This is a genomic window from Allokutzneria multivorans (assembly GCF_039537405.1).
Classification (GTDB): domain Bacteria; phylum Actinomycetota; class Actinomycetes; order Mycobacteriales; family Pseudonocardiaceae; genus Allokutzneria; species Allokutzneria multivorans.
In genome coordinates this window covers 296,386-318,408 of record NZ_BAABAL010000012.1, presented here as the reverse complement: position 1 = coordinate 318,408, position 22,023 = coordinate 296,386, and the positions used below count along the sequence as shown (strand labels likewise).

Genomic DNA, 22,023 nt, shown 5'->3' with positions numbered 1-22,023 from the left:
CATGAACAAGCGCACAGCACTGGTCACCGGCGCCAACAGGGGCATCGGCAAGGAGATCGCCCGGCAGCTGGCCGACGCGGGCCTCATCGTGCACGTCGGCTCGCGCGACCCGGTGGACGGACAGCGCGCGGTCGACGAACTCGGCGAGAACGCCCGGCTGCTCGTTCTCGACGTCACCAACGTCGCCGACGCCGACTCCGAAGCAGCCGAGCGGATCGGCGCGCTGGACGTGCTGATCAACAACGCCGGGATCATGACCGACACCGCGCCACCGACCGAGTCGGACGTGGAGAGCTTCCGCAGGACCTACGAGGCCAACGTGTTCGGCGTGGTCGCGGTGACCAACGCCTTCCTGCCCGCGCTCCGCCGCTCCGCGAGCCCGCGCATCGTCAACATCTCCAGTGGACTCGCGTCCCTGGCGTGGAGCACCGCACGATTTCCCGCCGACGGGGCGTCCGCCGCGTACCGGACGTCCAAGGCCGCGGTGAACGCGCTGACAGTCCTGTACGCGCAAGCCCTTGCCGGAGAGGGTTTCAAGGTGAACGCCCTGGGACCGGGACCTCGCGCCACGGCGATGAACTCCTTCGTCGGCGGTGACCCGGCGGAGGCCGCGGCGGGGGCGGTCCGCCTCGCGCTGCTGCCGGAGGACGGGCCGACCGGCTCCCTCGTGGCGTGGGACGGCTCCCCGATACCCTGGTAGCGCAGTCCTCAGTGGACACACCTGAGTGAGTGAATGCGGGCGGGGGCTGCGGGGGCGCGTTGATCAAGCGTGAGATCCTTTCGCCTCGTCGTGCCCTGGTTCCCGTGGGCGCCCTTGCGCGGCACCCGCCACCGCAGCGAAGGAGCGCCAGTCCGCGATGACCGCGCGAATCACCGGTACGACCGACGGTCAGCTCTGCCAGCGGCCCACCTCCGAAGCCGTCCCCGTCCCGTCCTCGACCGCGCCGTGGTCGGCGATCATGGACAACGCCTGCCAGAAGGCGGCCGAGGCGCACGCGGAGTGCCAGCGGAGGTTGGCCGACAGCCACGAGGCCTTCCTGCGAATGGCCGACGAGGCGGTCGAGGCCGCTTCGTCCGGAGCGCTGGGCCCGCGACTGCACGTGTACTCCGGCGCCGACCGCGCGGAGGTGCTGGAGGCCCTCGACGCGCGGCAGGAGTCCGACACCGGTCCGGCGCGCCTCGTCCTTGTGGCAGAAGGAGAACACGCCGCGCCGTGGGACGGGGCGCGGCGCTGGTTGATCGACGGCGGCGAGCTGCCCTCCGGCGCGTGCTACCGGGACGAGCCGGTGGGCGGAGAGATCGGTTTCGTCTACACCAACGGTTCCGCGTCCTACGGCGGCATGGGCCACGAGCTGGCGCGCGCGGTGCCGTCACTGGCGGCCGAACCGCTCGGCGAGGGCGCCGGAGTGCTCGCCCGGATCTGGTCGGCGGCCTGGCTCTCGACCGTCCACACCAGACTGAGCAGGGGGCTTCTCGGCCTTCAACCCTCGGCCGCGATCGGCTACTCCTCGGGGGAGACCGCGGCCCTTCTCGCGCTCGGCGCGTGGCCGGACATCGAGGAACTGTGCCGCGACACCTGGGAAAGCGGCCTGTTCACCACGGAGGCCCGCGCTGAGGAGGCGAGCTACCTGGTGAACGCCTCGGCGGAGCTGCTGATGGCGGAGCTGGCCGACGAGGCGGCCGTGCACCTGTTGGCGGTCAACGCCCCTGACGTCTGTCTCATCGGTGGTGAGGCCCGAGCGTGTGCCGAAGTCGTTGCCCGGCTCGGTGTTGAGGCCGTGCCGAGCGACCACGACTTCGCCGCGCACGCGCCCGAGACCCGCGACCGCTGGCACGAGCTGCACCTGCGCCGGACCGCCGAGGTGCCCGGAGTGCGCTTCTACAGCGGCGCAAGCAGGCGTTCCTACCCGCTCACCGCAGAGACCGCCGCGAACGCGGTGACGGCTCAGGCCACCGGCATGATCGACTTGGCCGGAACGGTCGAACAGGCTTGGTACGACGGCGTTCGCGTCTTCGTCGAGCACGGTCCGCGCGGCCTGTGCACGGAGTGGATCAAGCGCGCGCTCGGCGACCGCGACCACGTGGCAGTCGCCTTCGACGCCGAGTCCGGCAGCCTGCGGCAGCTGTGCCTCGCCGTCGCTGAGCTGATCGCCGCCGGAGTGCCGGTCAGCACCGCGCAGCTGTTCGAGGAGCTGCGCAGCTCCGCTCCGCTGGTCGACGCGCCGGCGCTGCGAGGTGTGGTGGCGCGCCAGGTGCAGCGCGCGACGGAGCTGCACGAGGAGGCGATGGCCCAGCTTCGCCAGTCACAGCAGCAGTTCCTGCGCATGCGGGGCGAGATCGTCACCGATCTGGCGAGCCTCGCGCCGAAGCGGAGCCCGGCGCTGCCGGAGGCGGAGGGCTTTGTGGTGCGCACCGAGGTCCACCAGGACAGCTGGTACCTCGACGCCGCAGGGCGGGTGCCCGCCGGGCTGGTGATCGAGGCGGCGGGGGCCGACGAGGTGCTGGCCGACTGGCTCGGCGCGGACCTGCTGGACCGGGACCAACGCGCGTACCGGCTGCTGGGCTGCGACCTGACCTTCCACGGCAGCCTGCCCGCAGTGGGGGAGGAGCCGCGCTACGAGATCCACATCGATCGGCACATCGAGCACGACGGCGTGTGGTTGTTCTCCTTCCGCTACGACTGCCACGTCGGCGACGAGCTGCGGCTGAGCGTCCGGGACGGCCAGGCGGGCTTCTTCACCGAGGCCGAGCTGGCGGAGACCGACGGCGTGCAGTGGGACGCCGCCGACGTGGCGCCCATGGCCGACCTGCCGCTCGACGCGCCGATCCTCCCTTGTGCGCCAAGGAGTTTCTCCGCCGCCGAGGTCCTGGCGTTCGCCGAGGGACGGCCGGCGGACTGCTTCGGTTGGCAGCAGACGAAGTCGCACGTCAGGACGCCTCGGATCGAGGACGGCCGCATGCTGTTGCTGCGAGAGGTGGCCGAGTTCGACCCCAAGGGCGGGCCGTGGGGACGCGGCTACCTGCGCGCCGAGGCTCCGATCGCGCCCGACGACTGGTACTTCGACGACGACCCGTCCATGCCCGGAACCCTGATGTTCCAAGGGTGTGTGCAGGCGATGGCGTTCTACCTGGCCGCCATGGGCTGCACGGTGGCCAAGGACGGCTGGCGCTTCGAGCTGGCCGAAGGCGTTCCCTGCACGGCGCGCTGTCGCGGCCAGGCGACACCGGACAGCGAGCGCATCGGTTACGAGGTGTTCGTCCAGGGCTTCGACGCGGGAACGTCGACGCTGCACGCCGACGTGCTCGCGACCGTCGACGGTGTGAAAGCCTTCCACTGCCAGGGGGTCGCGTTGCGGCTCGTGCCGGACTGGCCGCTCTCGCAGTTCCTCGGCGAGCACGTCGTGCAGGAGAACGGAAAGCCGATCCCGGTGGCCGAGGTCGAGGGTTTCCGGTTCGACCACGCGTCGCTGCTCGCGTGCGCGTGGGGCAGGCCGAGCGAGGCGTTCGGTCCGTCCTATGTGGACTCGGGCGCGTCGTGGATCGCGCGCCTGCCCGGTCCGCCGTACCACTTCATGTCGCGCATCGTCGCGGTGAAGGGGGCGCAGAACGCGTTGGTGGACGGAGAGTTCGAGCCCGGCAGCGGCGTGATCGCCGAGTACGACGTGCCGGACGAGGCGTGGTACTTCGAGCAGAACGGCACCGAGGTGATGCCGTTCGCCGTGCTCGCGGAGATCGCTATGCAACCCTGCGCCTGGCTGGCGTCCTACCTGGGCGGCGCGCTGCCCGCCGGGACGGAGTTGGTGTGGCGCAACCTCGACAGCACGGGCACCGCAACCGGAGAGATCACGCCCGACACGCGGACCGTGCGGACGCACGCCGAGATCACGTCGGTGTCGCGCAGTGGAGACGTGATCATCGAGTCGTTCTCCGTGCGCTGCCTGGCCGACGGTGTGCCGATCTTCGAACTGTCCACTGTGTTCGGTTGCTTCCCCGCCTCGGTTTTCGAGGACCAGCAAGGACTTCCAGTGTCACGCGAGTGGCTCGACGCCTCGTGCGACCACTCGGTGGAGGTGCTGGCGCGCGGGCCGATGCTGTCGATGCTCGACCGCGTCACCGGGTACTGGCCGGAGGCGGGCGCGGAAGGGCTCGGCAGGCTCTGTGCGGAGAAGGACGTCGATGCGGGCGACTGGTTCTTCAAGGCGCACACCTTCCAGGACCCCGTGCTACCCGGCTCGCTCGCCGTGGAAGCGGTGTGCCAGCTGCTCCAGGTCTTCATGGTCGAGCGCGGGCTGACGCAGGGTGTCGCGCACCCGCGCTTCGAGGCGGTCGCGGTGGGCACGGAGACCACGTGGAAGCACCGTGGGCAGGTGACTCCGGCGACCCGGCTCGTCCGCGTCGAGGCGGAGCTCCTGGAGGTCGTCGACGACGAACGCGGGCGCCAGGTGATCGCGCAGGCGTGGCTGTGGAGCGACGAAACCTGTGTTTTCCAAGCGGAACGCATCGGTGTGCGCGTCGTTCCCGGAGACGGACCGCCCGCCGTGGTGGAGTCGGTGCTCGACCCGGCCGTCGACACGTGGATGGGCGACTACCGTCCAACGTGGACGGTCCCGACGCTGCCCATCATGTCCATTGTGGACGTGCTGGCGCAGGCTGCCGTGGACTACAGCGGACTCCGCGTCACGGAGGTGCGCGACGTCCGTCTGCGGCGGTGGCTGCTGACCGCCGAGAAGCTGCGTTCGCGGACCGAGGTCGCCGAGACCGTTGACGGCCTCGTGGTGCGGCTGCTGATCTGGCAGGAATCTTCGGCGGAGTTCGAGGAGGTCGCGACGGCGGTCGTGGTCGTGGGCTCACCGTGCGGCGAGGCCCCGCCCCGCTTCGCCGATCTGCACGACACGGTGCCGCAACTGGAACCCTACGAGTCGGCGGTTCTGTTCCACGGCCCCGCTTTCCAGTACCTGAAGTCCTGGAAGATCGGCGCCACAGGGGCTTCGGCCGTGCTCGACGCCAGGCGCGGGAGTGTTCCGCGCGGCTGCCTGCACCAAGGCTTGCTCGACGCGGCGGTGCAGGCGGTCCCGCACCACGACATGGCCAAGTGGGCGCCGCGCATCGGCTCCGGCCAGGTCGGTTTCGCGTGCCGCGTGGACTCCCTTCGGCTCTTCGCGGACCTGCCGGACTTCGGCGAGATCGAGGTGGAGGCGCGCTTCGCGGGCTTCGAGGACGAGGACGGCTTGGTGCTCGCCACCGACGTCCAGCTCTGCTTCGCGGACCGCGTGCTCGCCGCCTTCCGGTTGAACACGGTGCTCTTCCCGTTGGGGCGCATGGCATCGGTGCCGCTGGCCGAGCGCAGGGACTTCCTCGGGAAGGCGCGCGAGGCCAACGGGATCACGTTGTCCACCGTCGCCGGAGGGATCACCAAGCTCAGCGTCACTGACATCGCCGAGGCCGACTGGCTGCCCGGAACCGTCGGCAAGGCGTGGGACCTGCCCGGCTCCGGCCCCGCGACGGAGCAGGCCGAAGTGGTCGCGGTCAAGGACCACATCGCCAGGGCGGTCGGCGCCCATCCGTCCACTGTGGACGTGAGCGCCGACCTGCGGAGCGCCTCGGTCGGCTCGCGCCTGATCTACGTCCACGTGACGAGGGCGCGGGACAAGGTGCTCGTGCGAACGGTGAACGCGCCGTGACCGCTGCTCAGCCGCGCATGCTCGCGAACATCCCGGGCTCGTAGGCCCCTGCGGGATTGCGCACCATGATGTTCAGCCGGTTGGCCGCGTTGATCAGCGCGATGAGTGCGAGCAGCGCGGCCAGCTGGTCGTCGTCGTAGTGCTCGCGGGCCCGCGCCCAGGTCTCGTCCGACACGCCCTCGTGCGCGTCGGCGAGCCGGGTGCCCTCCTCCGTGAGCGCCAGCGCCGCTCGCTCGGCCTCGGTGAACACCGTCGCCTCGCGCCACGCCGCGACCAGGTGCAGCCGCACCGCGCTCTCCCCGGCGGCCGCGGCCTCCTTGGTGTGCATGTCGATGCAGAACGCGCAGCCGTTGATCTGGCTGGCGCGCAACGACACCAGCTCCTGCGTGGCCTTCGGCAGCGGCGAGTGCTCGATCACCGTGCTGGCGTTGGCGAAGCGCTTGCCGAACTTGACGGCGAGCTCGTTGGCGAACAGGTTGAACCTGGCGTCCATGGCGTCGTCCTCACTCGTGGTGTTGTGTGCTTGATGAACACCAGATGCCGGTGCCCCGGGTTCTGTGACAGGTCGTCGTTGTGACGCACGTCATGTCACAGCCCGGTGGGTTCTGGCGTCTAGTGGGCGACACCGACCGAGGAGGCCACCCGTGAACCCTGCGACCGAGGCGTTCGTCGCCCACCGCAACCTGCTGTTCACCGTCGCCTACGAGATGCTCGGCTCCGCCGCCGACGCCGAGGACGTGCTCCAGGAGACGTGGCTGCGGTGGTCCGGCGTCGACCTCGGCACCGTCGAGAACCAGCGCGCTTACTTGGTCCGCATCACCACTCGCCAGGCGCTCTCGCGGCTCCGCGCGCTCGGCAGGCGCAAGGAGTCCTACGTCGGGTCGTGGCTGCCCGAGCCGCTGCTCACCACCCCCGACGTCGCCGAGGACGTCGAGCTGGCCGACAGCGTTTCCATGGCGATGCTCCTCGTGCTGGAGACGCTCGCGCCCACGGAGCGCGCCGTGTTCGTTCTGCGCGAGGTCTTCGACTTCGGCTACGACGAGATCGCCGAGGCCGTCGGCAAGACCCCCGCCGCCGTCCGCCAGATCGCCCACCGCGCCCGCGCGCACGTCGCGGCTCGCCGCCCGCGTGGGGCCGCCTCTCTTGTCGAGCGGCGCGGTGTGCTCGACGCATTCCAGCGCGCCGTGGAGACCGGTGACGTCCAGGGCCTGCTTGACGTTCTCGCGCCCGATGTCGTGCTCTTGGGTGATGGTGGCGGCGTGAAGCAGGCCGTGCCGCGCCCCATCGTCGGCGCGGACAAGGTGGCTCGGTTGCTCGTGGGCGGGCTCGGTCGGTTGGTTGAGACCGTGGCTCTGGAAGCTGTTCAGGTGAACGGGCACCCTGGTTTGCTCATCCGCCTCGACGGCGAGACCGACACCGTTGTTGCTGTGCGCGTCGAAGATGGTCGTATTGCCGGGCTTTACGCCGTGCGGAATCCGTCGAAGCTGATGTACGTCGGGCAGGAGACGACTTTGCGCCGGTGAGCTGCCGCGCGTCGGTCAGCGCCGTCGTCGGTTCCAGCGTGGGGGTCGGCTGGGCTTCCGGGTCGGGGACGGCTGGGGTTCCAGCTGGGGTACGGCTGGGCTTCCAGCTGGGGGAAGGCTGGAGCTTTTAGCTCTTTCCAGCGGGGTACGGCTGCGCTTCCAGGTCGGGGACGGCTGGACTTCCAGGTGGCACCGGGTGTCAGTAGCGGTGGGGTGCGTGTGGGGCGTGGTGGTTCCAGCGCGGGGGTCGGCTTGACCTGGGGCCCCTTGCGCGTGCCGTAGTGGGCCGGACGGGCACGGGATGAATCCCGGCCACGCTGACAAGCGTATGGCACGCGCACCCCAGGTAAAGCCGACCCAGTTTCGCCGACGGCTGACAGTTCCGTTTCTCCTTAGCCTGCAACGGATTTGACGCTGTTGGAGGAGTTGCTAAAATTCGAGGTAGCCAACGGGAGAGGGGGTGAATCATGTTGGATATAACAGCAGTGAAGTCTCTTTTGGTAGATCATCTCGAAGCACACGACGTCTACACGTTGTCGGAGAAGGAGCATCTCGCGTTCCTGGTCGACTTGGAGACGCTCACCAATCTGGTGACCGCAGCGAAGGTTGATGCTGCTGAGTATGCGGAGGATCGTGGTCTGCACACCGCGCAAGGGTGCCGGAACCTCGCGACACTGTTGCGGTCACACTTGAAGATTTCTCCGGCGGAAGCGAAGCGACGCTCGCTGCTCGTAGAAGACCTGCCCGGCGTCCCTTCCACGAAGGACGCCCTGTACGCGGGAGAAATCAGCGGCGATCACGCCGCCGTCATCACCGATGTCATCAAAAACATCCCCGCCGATGCTGCCGACGAAGCCGAAGACATCCTCCTCACCTACGCACCCGAGCTGACCGCGCGCGAGTTGATGCAAGCAGGCAAACGAGTCCGCTCCCACTTCGATCAAGAAGGCGCCTTCGCGGACGAGCAGAAGGCCGTGGAAGCGCGGTCGTTTCGGATGGGCAAGGACCAACACGGATCACTGTTCTTCAACGGATGCCTGCCCCCGATCGAGGGCGCGATCTTCGAAGAAGCCCTGCACGCGGTGTCGAAACCCCGCCCCAGCAACGGGGAAGAAGATCCTCGGACGGTGGAACAACGCTATGCCGACGGGTTGTGTGAGTTGGTCGCGGTTGCGATGGCAACCCATGATCTTCCGGCCAGTGGTGGTGTTCGACCGCAGATGGTTGTGACCATGCGCTTGGACTATCTGGAGGAGAAGCTTCGGTCGGGGTACACCGACTGGGACGGTGAAGCCACCGCCTCGCTGATTCGACAGCTCGCTTGCGACGCCGAACTCATCCCGGTGGTGTTGAACGGAGAGAGCATCCCCCTCGACTACGGGCGCTCCGCCCGCACCGCACCACCACCCCTACGACGGGCGTTGGCGGTGCGCGACAAGGGATGCGCCTTCCCCGGATGTGATCGGCCACCCGCGTGGACGGAAGCCCACCACGTATTGCACTGGGTAGAGCATCGCGGGCCGACCGACCTCAACAACATGACGTTGTTGTGCTCGCACCACCATCACGTGATCCACCAAGAAGACTGGAAGATCGTCTTCGCGAAGGACGGACGGCCGGACTTTATTCCGCCGACCTGGGTGGATGCGGAGCAGAAACCGATGCGCAACATCAGAGTCGACCCACGACTGACGGCGTAACGCAAGTGCGGAAAGGGGATAGGAGGTGTGTTTGGCATGCGTGAAGACAGGTGGACGGGTGGCAGCGTGCTCGATCACCTTCGCCGCGCGCGAATCAGGGCGAAGTGGCGCGCTGTCCAGGATCGCGTCCACAGTGCTGCGGCGCGGAGTGGGGCTGGAACGCAAGGGGCACAATGGAACGGAGGCTTTACCTGGGGTGCGCGTGCCATACGCTTCCCCGCGAGGGCCGGAATCCCTTCCGTGCCCGTGAGAGGCCCAAGGGCACGCGCGAGGGGCCCCAGGTCAAGCCGAACTCGCGCTGGAACCCAGCTCGGTGATCAGCCCTTGCACGGCCTCAGCCTTCTTCCCGGGTGGCAACAACTCCAACGCCTGCGACCACGCCTGGCGCGCGGACGTTCGATCACCCAGCTCCAGGTGCGCGGTTCCCAGACACCGCAGCGAACCGGCGGCGAGGTGGTCGTAGCCGAGCCGTCGCCACGTGTCGTGCGCCTTGCCGTAGTACTCGACGGCGGAGGACAACGCGCCCGTTCCCTGGGCGATCAGGCCGAGGTCGTCCAAAGTGGACGCTTCGGCGATGGGGTTGTCCAGCTCGCGGTTGCGGGCCAGCGCGCGTTCGCAGAAGGGGCGAGCCTCGTCGTAGCGGCCGAGCTGGGCCATGTGGTAGCCGACGGCGTTCAGGGCCTCGGCCTCGCGGGTCTCGTAGCCGGACGCCCTGTACAGCGCCAGAGCCTCGCTGGCGTGGTGCAGCGCCCGCGCGTGATCGCCGACCTCGTCGGAGGCGACGGCGAGGCTGCGGTGGGTGTGCGCCTTCTCGTTGAGGTCATCGCCCTTCTCGACGATGGCGAGCGCGGCGTGCAGGTGCTCGAAAGCCTCGGGCAGGTGCAGCCGGGCGCAGGCGTCGCCCAGAATCCGGCTGGAACGGGCGATCAACTCGGAATCACCCAGCGCCCGCGTCGCGGCGAGGGCGAGCAGCCAGGTCTCGCGCTGGGCGTCCATCCGGTTGCGCACGTAGTGGTAGGTCTTGAGCACCCACGCGAGCTGCCACACCCTGTCGTGCCAGCCCTCCTGGGCGGCGCGGCGCTGCGCGTCGAGCAGGCAGTGGTGCTCGGCGTCGAACCAGGCGAGGGCGTCGTCGAGAGCGAGCGGGTGGCAGCCGGGCGCGGGCGGAGGCAGCTCGATCGACGGGATGTGCGGGGCCAACGCCGTGTCGCCGGGCAGAGCGGTGTGCAGGTAGAAGTCGACCAGTCGACGCAGCATCTCGGCGCGTTCGGGAGCCGGGATCGTGTGCTCGGCCCACTCCGCGCCGTGCAGGCGGACGAGGTCGTGCATCCGGTAGCGGTCGTCGGCGGAGCGGGTGAGCAGGCTCGCGGTTTCGAGCTCAGCGAGAGCGCGACGCGGCGGGACGGGGCTCAGCGACGAGACGGCGGCCGCGCTGATGTCGCTGCCCGGAGCGAGGGAGAGCAAGCCCGCCAACCTGATCGCGTCGGGGCTCAGCGCGCGGTAGGACCACGACAGTACGGCGCGCGGGCTGGTCTCGGCAGCGTCGGTGTCGAGCGCGTCGAGGCGGGAGGCGTCGTCGCGCAACTCCTCGGCGATCCGGGCCAGCGGCGCGGTCGGGCTGACGCTCGCGCGTGCCGCGACGACGACGAGAGCCAGCGGGAGCCCGGCGCAGTGCTCGACGATCTCGGTGACGGCGACGGGCTCCTGGGCGAGGCGGGCTTCGCCGACGCGATGGGCGAGCAGTGCCCTCGCCTCGCCGTCGCGGAGCACGTCCAGCCGCACCGGCACCGCCCCGTGCGAGGCGACCAAGCCGGTGAGCGGGCGCCTGCTGGTGACGATGACCGAGCAGGTCGTTCCACTCGGCAGCAGCGGAACGACCTGCTCGGTGTCGGCGGCGTTGTCCAACACCACCAACATCTTCCGGCCCGCGAGGACGCTGCGGTAGAGCGCCGAGCGCTCGTCCTCGCTCGCCGGGACCGAGGCGTGGTCGACGCCCAGCGCGGTGAGAAAAGCGCGCTGCGCCTCGGCCGGAGGCATCGGCTCGGCCTTCGGACCGAAGCCGCGCAGGTTCACGTACAGCTGGCCGTCGGGGAAGAGGTCGGTGTGCTGATGACCCCACCACAACACCAGCGCGGTCTTCCCCGTGCCACCGAAAGCCGACACCACCACGGGCGCCTCGCTCGCGGCCGCCGTGAGCCGCGCCAGTTCCCGCGCCCGCCCGGTGAAACCCCGCGGGGCGGCGGGGAGCTGGCGCGGTGTCGGGAGCTCCGCCACCGGCGCCGCGGTCGTACCGCTCGCCGCGGCCACCAGCTCCTCCTGTTCGGCCTGGGAGAGATCGAGCGCCCGCGCGAGCATCCGCACCGAAGCGAGCTGAGGATTGCCGCGTTTGCCCGTTTCGATGCCGCGAATGGTGCTGACCGAGATGCCCGACCTCTCGGCGAGCGCTTCCTGGGTCAGGCCCGCGCGTTTGCGCAGCCGTCGCACGGCGGCGGCCAGCTGTTCACTCACGAGCCCCTTCCTACCAGCCGCACCGCCTCCGCGCGTGCGGTTCCGGGATCACGCGTGAACGCCGCCCCAGTACACGATCGCGGCGTCGCGGTCGCACCAGACGGTGGACCAGGAGCCCTCCTCGACCCGGTTCCCGTAGTGGTTGTACCGGTAGCCGTTGTCGTGGCGCTTGCACGTGATCTCGGCCTTGAAGTACCGGCCGCCGAGGCCGACGCACCGCACTCGCATCCCGACGTTGGGCGCGGAAGCGCCGGTCAGGCGCCATTCGTCGCAGCTGCCCTGCTGAGCTGCTCCGGCGGCGGGAGCGGACATCGCCATGCTCCCGGCCACGGCGGCGAGGACCACGGCCGTGGTCGCCAACTTCGTCTTCATCGCGAATCCCATCTCTGTGAAGCAGTCCACAATGGACTTCACACAGGGTGCTCGGGCGCGGGCCGTCGCCACCAGAGCACGCACCGCTCACATGTGACCGGTGACCTCGGCGAGCAGGCGCCGGGCCGGGAGGACCATCCCGGCGAGCGCGTGCGCGGAGTCGCCGAGCCGCTCGGTCAGCTCCGCGAGCTGGTCCTCGCACCGTTCCCTCGCTCGCTCCCACTGCTCGCCGTCAGGCTCGGCGCGCAGCCCGACCAGATCGGCGACACCCTCCAGAAGGCCCGCCAAGCGTTCGCGCGAACACGGGTCCGGGTAGTCGAACGGGCTGTCGCTGTCAGTCGCCGTGCACACCACCTCGCAGATCTCGTGCACGTGCCGCCAGCTGGAGCGCAGAGTGGTGAGCAGCTCCTGCTCGCGCTGCGAAGGACCATGTCGCGCGAGGCTGCCGTGCCGGGTGTTGAACCTGCCGCTCTTCTGGCTGTAGCGCACGGCGCGCTCTGCCCGGCGTGCCAGCTCCTCGTACTCACTCGCCCGAGACGGCCAGTCCTGCGCCTCGCCCGAAGGCTCCTGCCTGCGCAGCTCCTGCGCCATCGAATCCAGGAACTCCAAGAACCTCGTCGTGACCTCCTTCACCGCGTGGCGCGCCGGCCGCGCGTAGAAGGGCGGGAACACCAGCGCGTTGACAGCGGTGCCGACGATCAGCCCGAGCACGGTCTCGACGAGCCGGTCCGCGAGCAGCAGATGGTTGCTCCCGGTACCCCACGCCAGGATCAGCAGTGCGGTGAGCGCCACCCACTGCCCGCTCTCGCCGTAGACCCGCCACCGCCCGACGAGCAGACCGACCACGACCGCGACACCGATTCCCAAGGTGCGCCAAGGCAACAGCAGTTCCACCAAGGCGGCCAGCAGCACGGCGGAGGTCGTCGACGCGATCTGGTGCAGCGACGTGCGAAAGGTCCCGACGACGGTGTACTCCACGGCGAACAGCGCCGCGTACGGAGCCAGGAAAGCTTGGGGCAGGTGGAGAAGAGTGGTCGCGATCAACCACGCGAGCATCGCCGCGAACCCGGCCTTGAGCGCCTGCACCACCGCCAGCCGCTCGACATCGGGTGTCCGCCAGGCCCTGCCCAGCCACCGGACCGCCTTCGGGGTCACGTGCCGGAGGACACGACTTCGCGGGAGGACATGGCGAAGCGGAGACCGAAGGGGTCGAGCGTCCCGGGAAGCGGCTTGACCAGCTCGCGGGAATCCAGCATGAAGTCGTGCGTGGCGAAGAGACTTGCGAGCACCTTCGCCGTCACGTGCAGGACCAGGTTGCGCCCGGGGCACACCGCGGGGCCGCCGCTGAAGGGCACCAACGCGGGGTCGGCGCGCCCGCCGAGCCAGATCTCCGGCTCGAAGTCGTTGGCGTACGGCAGGACCGTGTCGTCGCGGTGGAAGAACGGCGCCAGGATCAGCACTGTGCCGCCTTCACCGTCGCGCAGCAGCAGGGGAGTGGTCGGCCACAGCCGTAGCGCCTCCAGCACGCTCGCCCGCAGGTGCTCGTGATCGCGCGGCTTGTCCGGGTGGGAGGCCAGCAGCGCGAGGGCTTGGAACGTCGCCATCCCGGCCGCGTCGAAGGCGAAGAGCCAGTGCGCCACCTGGGATTCCGGTGCGACGTGCGCGGAGTCGGGCTGCGCGGCGATCCGTTCAGCGAGGCTGCCGCCACCGCCGCGCGCTAGATGCTCGCGCAAGTCGCTCAGGAAGATCTCGCGGTGGTGCTTGTCGCTCGGCGTGAGGTATGCCCAGTTCCCCTTGGCGCGCAAAGACTTCAGGCGTTCGATGAGCCTCTCGTCGTCCGCCGCCGCGTCGCCGAGCACGATGCGCCGGACGATGCGCCACCACGTCCGGCTGAACGTGTCCCAGTCCAGCTGCTCACCGGTCAGCCGCAGCAGCGCCTCGATCTCGGTGGAGATCTTCGCGGCGAAGACCGGACCCAGTTCGTGCACGGAGCTATGCGTGTCCAGCACGGCCTCGGTGAACCGCCTGCGGTCCTGGCGCTCCTCCGGATCGGAGATCAGCAGGCCGTCGGGCTGGAAGTGGCCCAGCGCATGACGTTTCTCGACATTGGCAGGGGAGAACGGTTCCGGGGAGCCGTCGAGCACGCGGCGCACGTCGGCTCGGGACAGCACGACGTGGACTGAACGTCCGGGTACGCGTAGGCGGAGCGGGCCATTACCGTGCTTGTCCCGCAGACGTTGGAGCAGGCGGACAAGCCGGAGATCGGCGTCCGCCCGCTCCGCCATCCGCACGATCCGTGGTCGGCGCAGGATCGCCCCGCGCGCCACGATCGGCAGCAACGCGGTTGCCGCTACGGCAAGGGTCTCCAGCACGGAAGCACGGGCGTGCGAACTCGTCATGAGCTGGTGTTACCCGCTGGTCCGCGCTTGAACCGGAGCCCGTCCCGCGATCAGGCCGAGCGCGACCATGCCCACGCCCAAGCCCAGGTGCAGCCAGTTGTCGGCGGTGTTGAACGGCACGAAGTTCGCAGAGCTGTCGTGGTCGATCAGCAGTCCGTAGACCCACAGCAGCAGGTAGACGACACCGCCACCGACCAGGAACGCGCGGGCGCCGGAGGCCGTCCTCGCCAACGCCAGACCCGCCACCCCGAAGAGCAGGTGGACGATGTTGTGCAGGATCGACACCTGGAACACACCGAGCAGCATCGCGTCGGAGTGGTGGCCGGAGAACTGGAGGGACTCGTAGTTCGTCGTCGCCCCTGGAACGAAGCCCAGCACGCCGACCAACAGGAACACCACCCCGACGACCAGGGCGAGCAGCTGCACCGGGGAACGCGTGCGGGTGGTGGCGGAATGGGACGTGGTCATATCGCCTCCAGGTGGATGAGCAGTCCTCCCCGGCTACCCCCGCGGATCGCGGCTACACGGCCACCGCGTACCGGATGACCACGACATCGGAGCCCTCGTGGGTCTTGGTACCGAGCAGTCGGAGCCGCGCCGAGAAGCCGCTGTCGAAGGCAGGTGTGCCGCCGCCGACCACACCGGGACCCAGTACCAGGTGGAACTCGTCGACGAGCCCGGCGGCGAACAGGTCGTTCCACAGCGTGCGGCTGCCGAAGACGATGATGTTCTTCCCGGTGCCGCGCTTGAGCTCCGCGACCTCCTCGCGCGCCTTCTCCCTGGGCACCAGCGTCGTCGTGTCCCGGTAGGCGCCGGTCTGCTCCTCGGTGAGCGAGTCGGAGACCACGACCTTCTCGATCTCCGCGTTGATCCGGGAGATCGCCCGCTCCACCTCGGGCGCGCCCTCGTCGGCGGCGACCGGCGGCCAGAAGTCGCGGAACAGCCGGAAGGTGTTCGCGCCCGCCAGCAGGGTGCTCGCGGCCTGGAGGGACTCCAGGTTGTGCGCGTCGAAGCCGGGGTCCAGCGGCATGGTCATGAAGTCGCCGCCCGGCCCCTCGTGACAGCCGTCGACGGAGACCAGGTTGGTGACGATGAGCTTGCGCATGGTGACTCTCCTGAGGTGCGTGTGGACCTGTCACCCTTAGAGAGACGCCGTCGCGCGCGGATTCATCGGTCCGCGCGAAAAATCTCCGGCAGACCCGAACGCACGCCCGGCTCCAGGAAGCTGTTGATCTCTGCGACCCGGCCCCCGCGCAGTGTCAGCGCGGTGATCGCACCCAATCGGAACTCGGTGTCGCCCGGCTGCTTGAGGTAGCAGGCGAACCCCGGCCGGGCGTTCACCGTCACCGGCGACAGGCGCCACGGTGTCGCGAAGACCCGTTCGCGCAGGAACCTCGCCACGTTCTCCCGGCCGTCGAACCACGCGGGCAGCGGCGGCATGGTGAACTTCGCGTCCTCGGTGAGGAGGTCGAGCAGCGCGGGCGTGTCGGCGCGTTCCCACGCGGCGACGAGGGCGTCGACCAGCTCGCGGCGCCCCTGCTCGGTGAGCCCCTCCGGCTGCGGCGAGCCGACCCGCGCCTGGACGCTCGCGCGAGCCCGTTGCAGCGCGCTGTTCACCGAGGCGGGCGTGGTGTCCAGGATCTCGGCCACCTCGGCGGCGGAGAACTCCAGCACCTCGCGCAGGATCAGCACGGCGCGCTGCGTTCCGGGCAGGTACTGGAGCGCGGCGACGAAGGCCAGCTCCACGGACTCTCGGCGGAGGTAGTGCTCGGCGGGGCCGGACTCCTCGACCCACGGCTCCACCCACACCGGCCCCGGCACCGGCTCGCCCAGGTCGTGCACGTCCGTCCTGGCCGGGCCGAAGTCGACCGACAGCACGCGGCGCGGCCTGCGCTCGGCCAGCCGCAGGCAGGCGTTGGTGCAGATCCGGTAGAGCCACGAGCGCAGGGAACTCCGGCCCTCGAAGGACGCGAGCCCACGCCACGCGCCGAGCAGCGCCTCCTGCACGGCGTCCTCGGCGTCCTGCACCGAGCCGAGCATCCGGTAGCAGTGCGCGTACAGCTCGCGCCGGTGCTCCGCGACCAGCGTGTCGAATTCCACGCGGCGAGGGTACCGGTCACGAAGGAGGCCGTTTATCGCATCGAGGCTCGAATTTCATGTGGGGATTAACGGTCTTGGTGTCCTGGGGAATTCTGGAAATACTCCTCCGTGCTGCCGTGTTCTGCGCCGGAGAATGGATGATCTCAGTGGACAATGCCCTTTCCTGCTGTGCGGACCGGCGTCTTGGCGGTCCGTTCACCCTGGGGAGGCAGCTGCTGCGGACGTTGCTCGACAGCGATGGGCCATGGCGGCACCCGAAGGAAAATCTCGTTCTCTCTTTCGTCGACCCGAATCCATCGATTCCTGACGAGGCCGCTCCGCTGGCGCTGAGGACGCCGAGCGTGAATCGGATTCAGCATTTCCCGCAACGCCACCTGTGGTATCTCTGCCACGCCGTCGCCGAGGTCGTGGAACACCACCTGCCGGAAGAGACGCTGATCGAGGTCTGCCACCTGGCGGAAGCGGACGAGACCGATCGCCTGCTCGTCCAGGCGCTGGTCGAGCGGGCGCGGTTCCGGCTCCGCCCGCCTCCCGTGCGCGTGGTGCGCGGGAACCACGTGGAACCGGGTACCGAGGCCCCGCTCGACGAAGCAGCTCTGCTCGACGCGGTGCGGCTGGGCTACTACGAGACCGCCGAGCTGTGCGGGCGCGTGCTGGTCGACGAGGCCGACTGGCCGGAGGACTACGACGCGGACTTCCACGCCCTTCTGCACGCCCATACCGTCACCCTGATCGCCGTCGGCCGCCCGATCGAGTCGGTGTGGTACTCCCGGATCGCCGCCCGGCGGTGGGGCGGACCCGCGCTCCGCGCGAGCGCGCACCACGGGCAGGCCATGTTCCACAGCCACTTCGGCGGTCCGGCCGATCTGGACCTCGACCGCGCGGCACGGTCGTGGGGGAAGGCCATGACCGCTGCCGCCTCGATCGCCGAGCCTGAGCTGCGCGCCCGGCGAACCGCCTTCTACGAGAACTCGCTCGCGTTGGCCCACAGGAAGAACGGCGATCTCGCGACGGCGCTGAGCAGGATCGACGCGGGGCTGGCGGTGCTCGATCGCGGCGGCCAGGAGGCCCTCCAGCACTGGATGGTTCTTCGCGGCAACCGCGCGGCAGTGCTCACACTGCTCGGACGCGCCGACGAGGCGCTCGCCGACCTGGACCACGCGGTCGCCTGCGATCCGGCCAACGCGCAGCCGTTGGTGGACCGGGCGACGGCGTTTCGGGCGGTGGGCCGGACCGAGGAAGCGTTGCGGGACCTGACCCACGCCATCGACCACTGCGTCTGCGGCCCGGAGGCGTACGTGAACCGGGCGTCGCTGCTGCTGGCGGCGGGGGAGTTGGACGCGGCGCTGGAGGACCTGAGGTTGGCGCGCCTGCTCGATGACTCCTGCGACGCGACGCTCGTCCAGTTCGCGGAGGTGCTGATCGACGCCGAGCTGTTCGCGGAGGCGGCTGATCTGCTGCACGAGTGGACGGGACATGATCCTTCGGCGACTGTCTGGGCGTTGCGGGCTCGGCTCGCCGTCGCGGGGGGAGCGGCCGGGCACGCGCTCGCGACCGTCGACGCTGGCCTTGTCCGGCACCCGGCCTCGGACGTGCTGAGGACGGAGCGCGCGGCTGTCCTGCACCTCCTGCGCCGCCCCGCCGAGGCCCTGGCCGAGCTGGACCACGTCTGCGCTGGCGGTGAGGGCGATCCCGTCGTCGAGGCGAACCGGGTCCTGCTGCTCGTGGAGTGCGGCAGGCAGCACGAAGCGCTCGCGCGCGCGAGGCGGCTGCTCCGGCGGGAGGTCTCCGATGAGATCCGGTCGTACGTCCGGGACGTGCTCGCCGGGGTTGGGCACCCGGTACCCACTGCGGAGGCCGCCGACCTAGGGCCTGTCCTGTAAGTGGTTGAGCTGCGTATTCCGGTCACGGTGCCGCTGGGGGTCGGGGTGTCTTCAAGACCACCAAACCCCGCTGTTGATCATCGCCAACCGCCGCAAACCCAGCAGCCTCGTGAGGTTTGCCGTCGTTGAAGACCGCTGGGGCAGGGGTGTGTAGGTCTTGAAGACCGCTGAACCCGGCGACTTGCAGGACAGGCCCTAGACTCCTCCGGCATGGGATGGCGCACGATCGGGCTGATGGTGGAGAACCGCTCGGCGAGCGAGGTTCTTCTTGCGCTGCCGGGGAATCCGAGCCCGACGGGGGAGACCAGGGTCGGCGACGAGGCCCTGAGCATGTCGCTGGACACCGACTACGCGCTGGCCGAGGTCGGCGGGTGGACCGTGGTGTCGGACCCCAAGGTCGCGGTGGCGTGCGACAGCGACGCGTGCGGTTCCCTGTCCGCGTCAGGCGGCCGCGTTCTCACGTTCATCATGGACACCAGCACGACGACGTACGCCTTCTTCTGGTACGTGGACGGCCGTCACGTCCGGACCGCCGCCTACGTCGAGGGCGAGCCCGCGGAGCTGGTGGGGGAACCGCTTGCCGAGGAGGCCGAACTTCCCGAGCGGTGGTCGGAGGACTTCGTCCCCGAGATCGCGCACCGGCTGACCGGCGCGTGGAACGAGAACCTCTTCGAAACCTCCTTCGCACTGCATCGAACGGCCACCTGACACCGGCGTGGCAGGATCGGGCCGTGCAGATCGGGATGCTGGGGCCGTTCGAGGTTCGCGCGGACGACGGTGCTCCGGCCGACGTGCCAGGAGCCCGGCTGCGCGCGCTGCTGGTGGCGCTCGCGCTCGAACCAGGGCGTGTCGTCCCGAAGGCGCGGCTCGTCGACTGGATCTGGGGCGAACAACCACCTGCTGACGCCGCGAACGCCTTGCAGCGCTTGGTTTCCCGCCTGCGCAAGGTGCTCCCGGACGGCGTGGTCGACGGCCAGACGGACGGCTACCGGCTGAACGTGGAGCCCGACGCCGTCGACGCGGTGCGGTTCGAACGACTCGTCGGCCAGGCCCGAAACGACGACGGTGCGCGGGTGCGGCTGCTGCGCGAAGCCCTTGAGCTGTGGCGCGGCGACGCCATGCAGGACGTCGGCCAGCAGGACAGCGACGCCTTCGACGCGGCGGTCACGCGACTCGAAGGGCTCCGGCTGAGCGCTCTGGAGGACCGCTTCGAAGCCGAAGCCGGCGCGGAGGTGGTCGCCGAGCTCACCGACGTGGTGGCCGCGCACCCACTGCGCGAACGGCTCGTCGCCGCGTTGATGCGAGCCCTGGCCGCCGCTGGACGTGACTCCGAAGCGTTGGTGCTCTACCAGAACACGCGCGAAGCCCTGGCCGACGCGCTCGGCGTTGACCCCTCGGCGGAGCTGTCGGCGGTGCACGTCGCGCTGCTGCGCGGCGAACTGGGACGCAAGGCCGAGCCGAGCCGCACCACCAACCTCCGCGCCGAGCTGACCAGCTACATCGGCAAGGACTCCGACGTCGCCGCCGTCAGCGAGCTGGTCGGCGAACACCGGCTGACCACGCTGATCGGGCCTGGCGGCACGGGCAAGACCAGGCTGGCGACGGAGACCGCGCGCACGCTGCTCGGCGATCTCCCGGACGGCGTCTGGATGGTGGAGCTGGCTGCGATCGGCGCGGACGGCGACGTGGCGCAGACGACGCTGGCCGGGCTGGGCCTGCGTGACGCGCTGCTCGGTGAAGCCTCCACCGCGGAGCCGACGGACCGGCTCATCGCGGCGATCCGCGACCGGGAAGTGTTGTTGCTGCTGGACAACTGCGAGCACGTGATCGAGGCGGCGGCGACGCTCGCCCACCGCCTGCTCGGCGAGTGCCGACGCCTGCGCATCCTCGCGACGAGCCGGGAACCGCTCGGCATCACCGGCGAGGCGCTGTGGCACGTCGCCCCGCTGACCCTGCCGGAACGGGACGCGAGCCCAACTGAGATCGAGTCCTCCCCATCAGTGCAGCTCCTGCGCGAGCGTGCGACCGCGGTCCGCAAGGAACTCGGTACCGAGGCGATCACGACGGAGGCGCTGGCGACCATGGCGCGCGTGTGCCGTGCGCTGGACGGGATGCCGCTGGCGATCGAGCTGGCCGCGGCCCGGCTGCGCACGATGAGCCTCGACCAGCTGGCGAACCGGCTCGACGACCGCTTCCGCCTGCTCACCGGGGGCAGTCGCACGGCGCTGCCGCACCACAGGACGCTGCGCGCGGTGATCGACTGGAGCTGGGAGCTGCTCTCCGACGCGGAGCGCGTGGTGCTGCGCAGGCTCTCGGTGTTCTCCGGCGGCGCGAGCCTCGACGCGGCCGAGCACGTCTGCGCGGACCTCGCCGACGACGTGTTCGACCTGCTCACGGCGTTGGTCGAGAAGTCGTTGCTGGTGGTGGCGGGCGACGGCGCGCCGCGCTACCGGATGCTCGGAACGATCAAGGAGTACTCCGCGCAGCGGCTCGCGGAGGCGGGGGAGGTGGAGCTGGCGCGGCAGGCGCACATCGCCTGCTTCACGGAGCTGGCCGAGACCGCCGAGCCGTACCTGCGCCGCGCTGAGCAGCTGGAATGGCTCGCGCGGCTGGAAGCCGACCACGACAACATCAGCGCCGCGCTGCGCGGGGCGATCGCGGCCGGTGACGCGCAGTCCTCGCTCCGCCTGGCCGCCGCGACGGGCTGGTACTGGTGGCTCGGTGGGCGCCGCACCGAGGGCCTGGAGCTGCTCATCGCGGCCACGAACGTGCCGGGCGAGGCGACCGACGAGGTCCGCGCGTTGACCTACGGGCTCGTCATGCATTTCGTCACCTCCGGGCGCGGTGACGAGCACCTGGGTGCGAAATGGATTCACAAGGCGCACCAGTTCAACCAGCGCAGCAAGCACCGCAACCCGCTGCTGGATTTCGTCACCGTGCTGGAGGGCATGCTGCGCGAGCCGGAGTCGGCGGTGGCGGCCTTCGAGTCGTTGCTGGACAGCGAAGATCCGTGGGCGCGCGCCCTCGCCCGGTTCCAGGCGGGCAAGATGCGGATCGCGCTCGGACAGGGAGGGCCGGAGGCCGACGGTCACCTGGAACAGTCGCTCGCGGACTTCCGCGCGCTCGGCGAACGGTTCGGGATTTCCCTCGTCCTGGGGGAAATCGCGGACCAGGCCACCAAGCGCGGGGAGTTCGCGCGGGCGTGCGACCACCACGAGCAGGCGGTCGGGCTGGTCACCGAGGTGGGCGCGGTCGAGGACGTCATCCGGCTGCGGACGCAACAGGCGCTGCTGCACTGGCTCGACGGCGACCGGGACGCCAGCGCTGCCGCGCTCGCCGACGCCGAGCGGTGCGCCGAGGGTGTCACCTGGCCGCACGCGCTGGTCGAGCTGGCGCTGGTCAAGGCGGAGCTGGCGCGGTGGGGCGGTGACGCCGAGGAAGCTCGCAGCCAGCTCGGCCACGCCACGGTGCTCATGGGCGCGGACGCGGAAGCGGCGAACATCCGCGCGTCCGTGCACGACGTGCTCGGCTACCTGGCCGAGGATCTCCGCGAGTCCCGCACCCACCGCGTCGCGGCCTGGCAGGCGGCGACCGAGTCGGGGCACGCGCTGCTCATCGCGCAGACCATCGTCGGGATCGCGGACTTGGCCGCCCGGCGCGGTCAGCACGAGCAGGCGGCGCAGTTGCTCGCGGCCAGCGTCGTGGTGCGCGGAATGCCTGACCGCTCACACCCGGACGCGATCAGGATCGAGCGGGACGCGCGAGAACACCTCGGCGAGCAGCGCTTCGCCGAGGTGTCTCTGGAGGTGTCGCGCGCGAACTGGGCGGAGCTGGTCGAGTCCGCGCTCGGGTCGTGA

The 22,023-nt window shown here is 70.0% G+C and carries 15 protein-coding genes; 7 read left to right on the top strand and 8 right to left on the bottom strand.

The window, feature by feature from the left end:
* Position 1: 1 nt before the first annotated feature.
* The gene (locus ABD798_RS18235; protein WP_344876295.1) at positions 2-700 is read left to right on the top strand and encodes an SDR family NAD(P)-dependent oxidoreductase; all 699 of its coding nucleotides are present in this window, start codon (positions 2-4) and stop codon (positions 698-700) included.
* A 157-nt stretch (positions 701-857) separates the two neighbouring features.
* Positions 858-5,681, top strand: coding sequence for a hypothetical protein (locus ABD798_RS18230; protein ID WP_344876293.1), 4,824 nt, complete (start codon positions 858-860; stop codon positions 5,679-5,681).
* Positions 5,682-5,688: 7 nt separating this feature from the next.
* On the opposite strand, the gene ABD798_RS18225 is transcribed toward ABD798_RS18230, so the two are convergent.
* Entirely contained in the window at positions 5,689-6,174 is a 486-nt protein-coding gene (locus ABD798_RS18225) for a carboxymuconolactone decarboxylase family protein (protein ID WP_344876291.1), read from the bottom strand.
* Positions 6,175-6,325: 151 nt separating this feature from the next.
* Here ABD798_RS18225 and ABD798_RS18220 point away from each other — a divergent pair, with 151 nt between their 5' ends.
* Complete coding sequence (locus tag ABD798_RS18220; protein WP_425549236.1) at positions 6,326-7,204, top strand: RNA polymerase sigma-70 factor; 879 nt, start codon at positions 6,326-6,328, stop codon at positions 7,202-7,204.
* 467 nt (positions 7,205-7,671) lie between these two features.
* Positions 7,672-8,904: an HNH endonuclease signature motif containing protein gene (locus tag ABD798_RS18215; RefSeq protein ID WP_344876289.1), complete on the top strand. Its 1,233-nt coding sequence runs from the start codon at positions 7,672-7,674 to the stop codon at positions 8,902-8,904.
* 282 nt (positions 8,905-9,186) lie between these two features.
* Here ABD798_RS18215 and ABD798_RS18210 read toward each other — a convergent pair whose 3' ends face one another.
* From ABD798_RS18210 to ABD798_RS18180, 7 genes are all read right to left on the bottom strand, one after another.
* Positions 9,187-11,412, bottom strand: a complete 2,226-nt coding sequence (locus ABD798_RS18210) for an ATP-binding protein (RefSeq protein ID WP_344876287.1) — start codon at positions 11,410-11,412, stop codon at positions 9,187-9,189.
* Positions 11,413-11,460: 48 nt separating this feature from the next.
* Positions 11,461-11,784, bottom strand: a complete 324-nt coding sequence (locus tag ABD798_RS18205) for a hypothetical protein (protein WP_344876285.1) — start codon at positions 11,782-11,784, stop codon at positions 11,461-11,463.
* A gap of 87 nt (positions 11,785-11,871) precedes the next feature.
* On the bottom strand, positions 11,872-12,939 hold the full coding sequence (locus tag ABD798_RS18200; protein WP_344876283.1) for an FUSC family protein: 1,068 nt from the start codon (positions 12,937-12,939) through the stop codon (positions 11,872-11,874).
* A complete protein-coding gene (locus ABD798_RS18195) occupies positions 12,936-14,183 on the bottom strand; it encodes a cytochrome P450 (RefSeq protein WP_344876281.1) in 1,248 nt (415 codons plus the stop codon). The genes ABD798_RS18200 and ABD798_RS18195 overlap by 4 nt, the downstream gene beginning before the upstream one ends.
* Positions 14,184-14,192: 9 nt before the next feature.
* A complete protein-coding gene (locus tag ABD798_RS18190; RefSeq protein WP_344876279.1) occupies positions 14,193-14,651 on the bottom strand; it encodes a DUF4383 domain-containing protein in 459 nt (152 codons plus the stop codon).
* Positions 14,652-14,703: 52 nt separating this feature from the next.
* The gene (locus ABD798_RS18185; RefSeq protein ID WP_344876277.1) at positions 14,704-15,288 is read right to left on the bottom strand and encodes a dihydrofolate reductase family protein; all 585 of its coding nucleotides are present in this window, start codon (positions 15,286-15,288) and stop codon (positions 14,704-14,706) included.
* A 62-nt stretch (positions 15,289-15,350) separates the two neighbouring features.
* Entirely contained in the window at positions 15,351-16,283 is a 933-nt protein-coding gene (locus ABD798_RS18180) for an RNA polymerase subunit sigma-70 (RefSeq protein WP_344876275.1), read from the bottom strand.
* A gap of 341 nt (positions 16,284-16,624) precedes the next feature.
* Between ABD798_RS18180 and ABD798_RS18175 the strand changes: the two genes are divergently transcribed.
* From ABD798_RS18175 to ABD798_RS18165, 3 genes are all read left to right on the top strand, one after another.
* Complete coding sequence (locus tag ABD798_RS18175; RefSeq protein ID WP_344876273.1) at positions 16,625-18,166, top strand: tetratricopeptide repeat protein; 1,542 nt, start codon at positions 16,625-16,627, stop codon at positions 18,164-18,166.
* A gap of 210 nt (positions 18,167-18,376) precedes the next feature.
* Positions 18,377-18,874: a DUF6461 domain-containing protein gene (locus ABD798_RS18170; RefSeq protein WP_344876271.1), complete on the top strand. Its 498-nt coding sequence runs from the start codon at positions 18,377-18,379 to the stop codon at positions 18,872-18,874.
* 23 nt (positions 18,875-18,897) lie between these two features.
* The gene (locus tag ABD798_RS18165; protein ID WP_344876269.1) at positions 18,898-22,023 is read left to right on the top strand and encodes an ATP-binding protein; all 3,126 of its coding nucleotides are present in this window, start codon (positions 18,898-18,900) and stop codon (positions 22,021-22,023) included.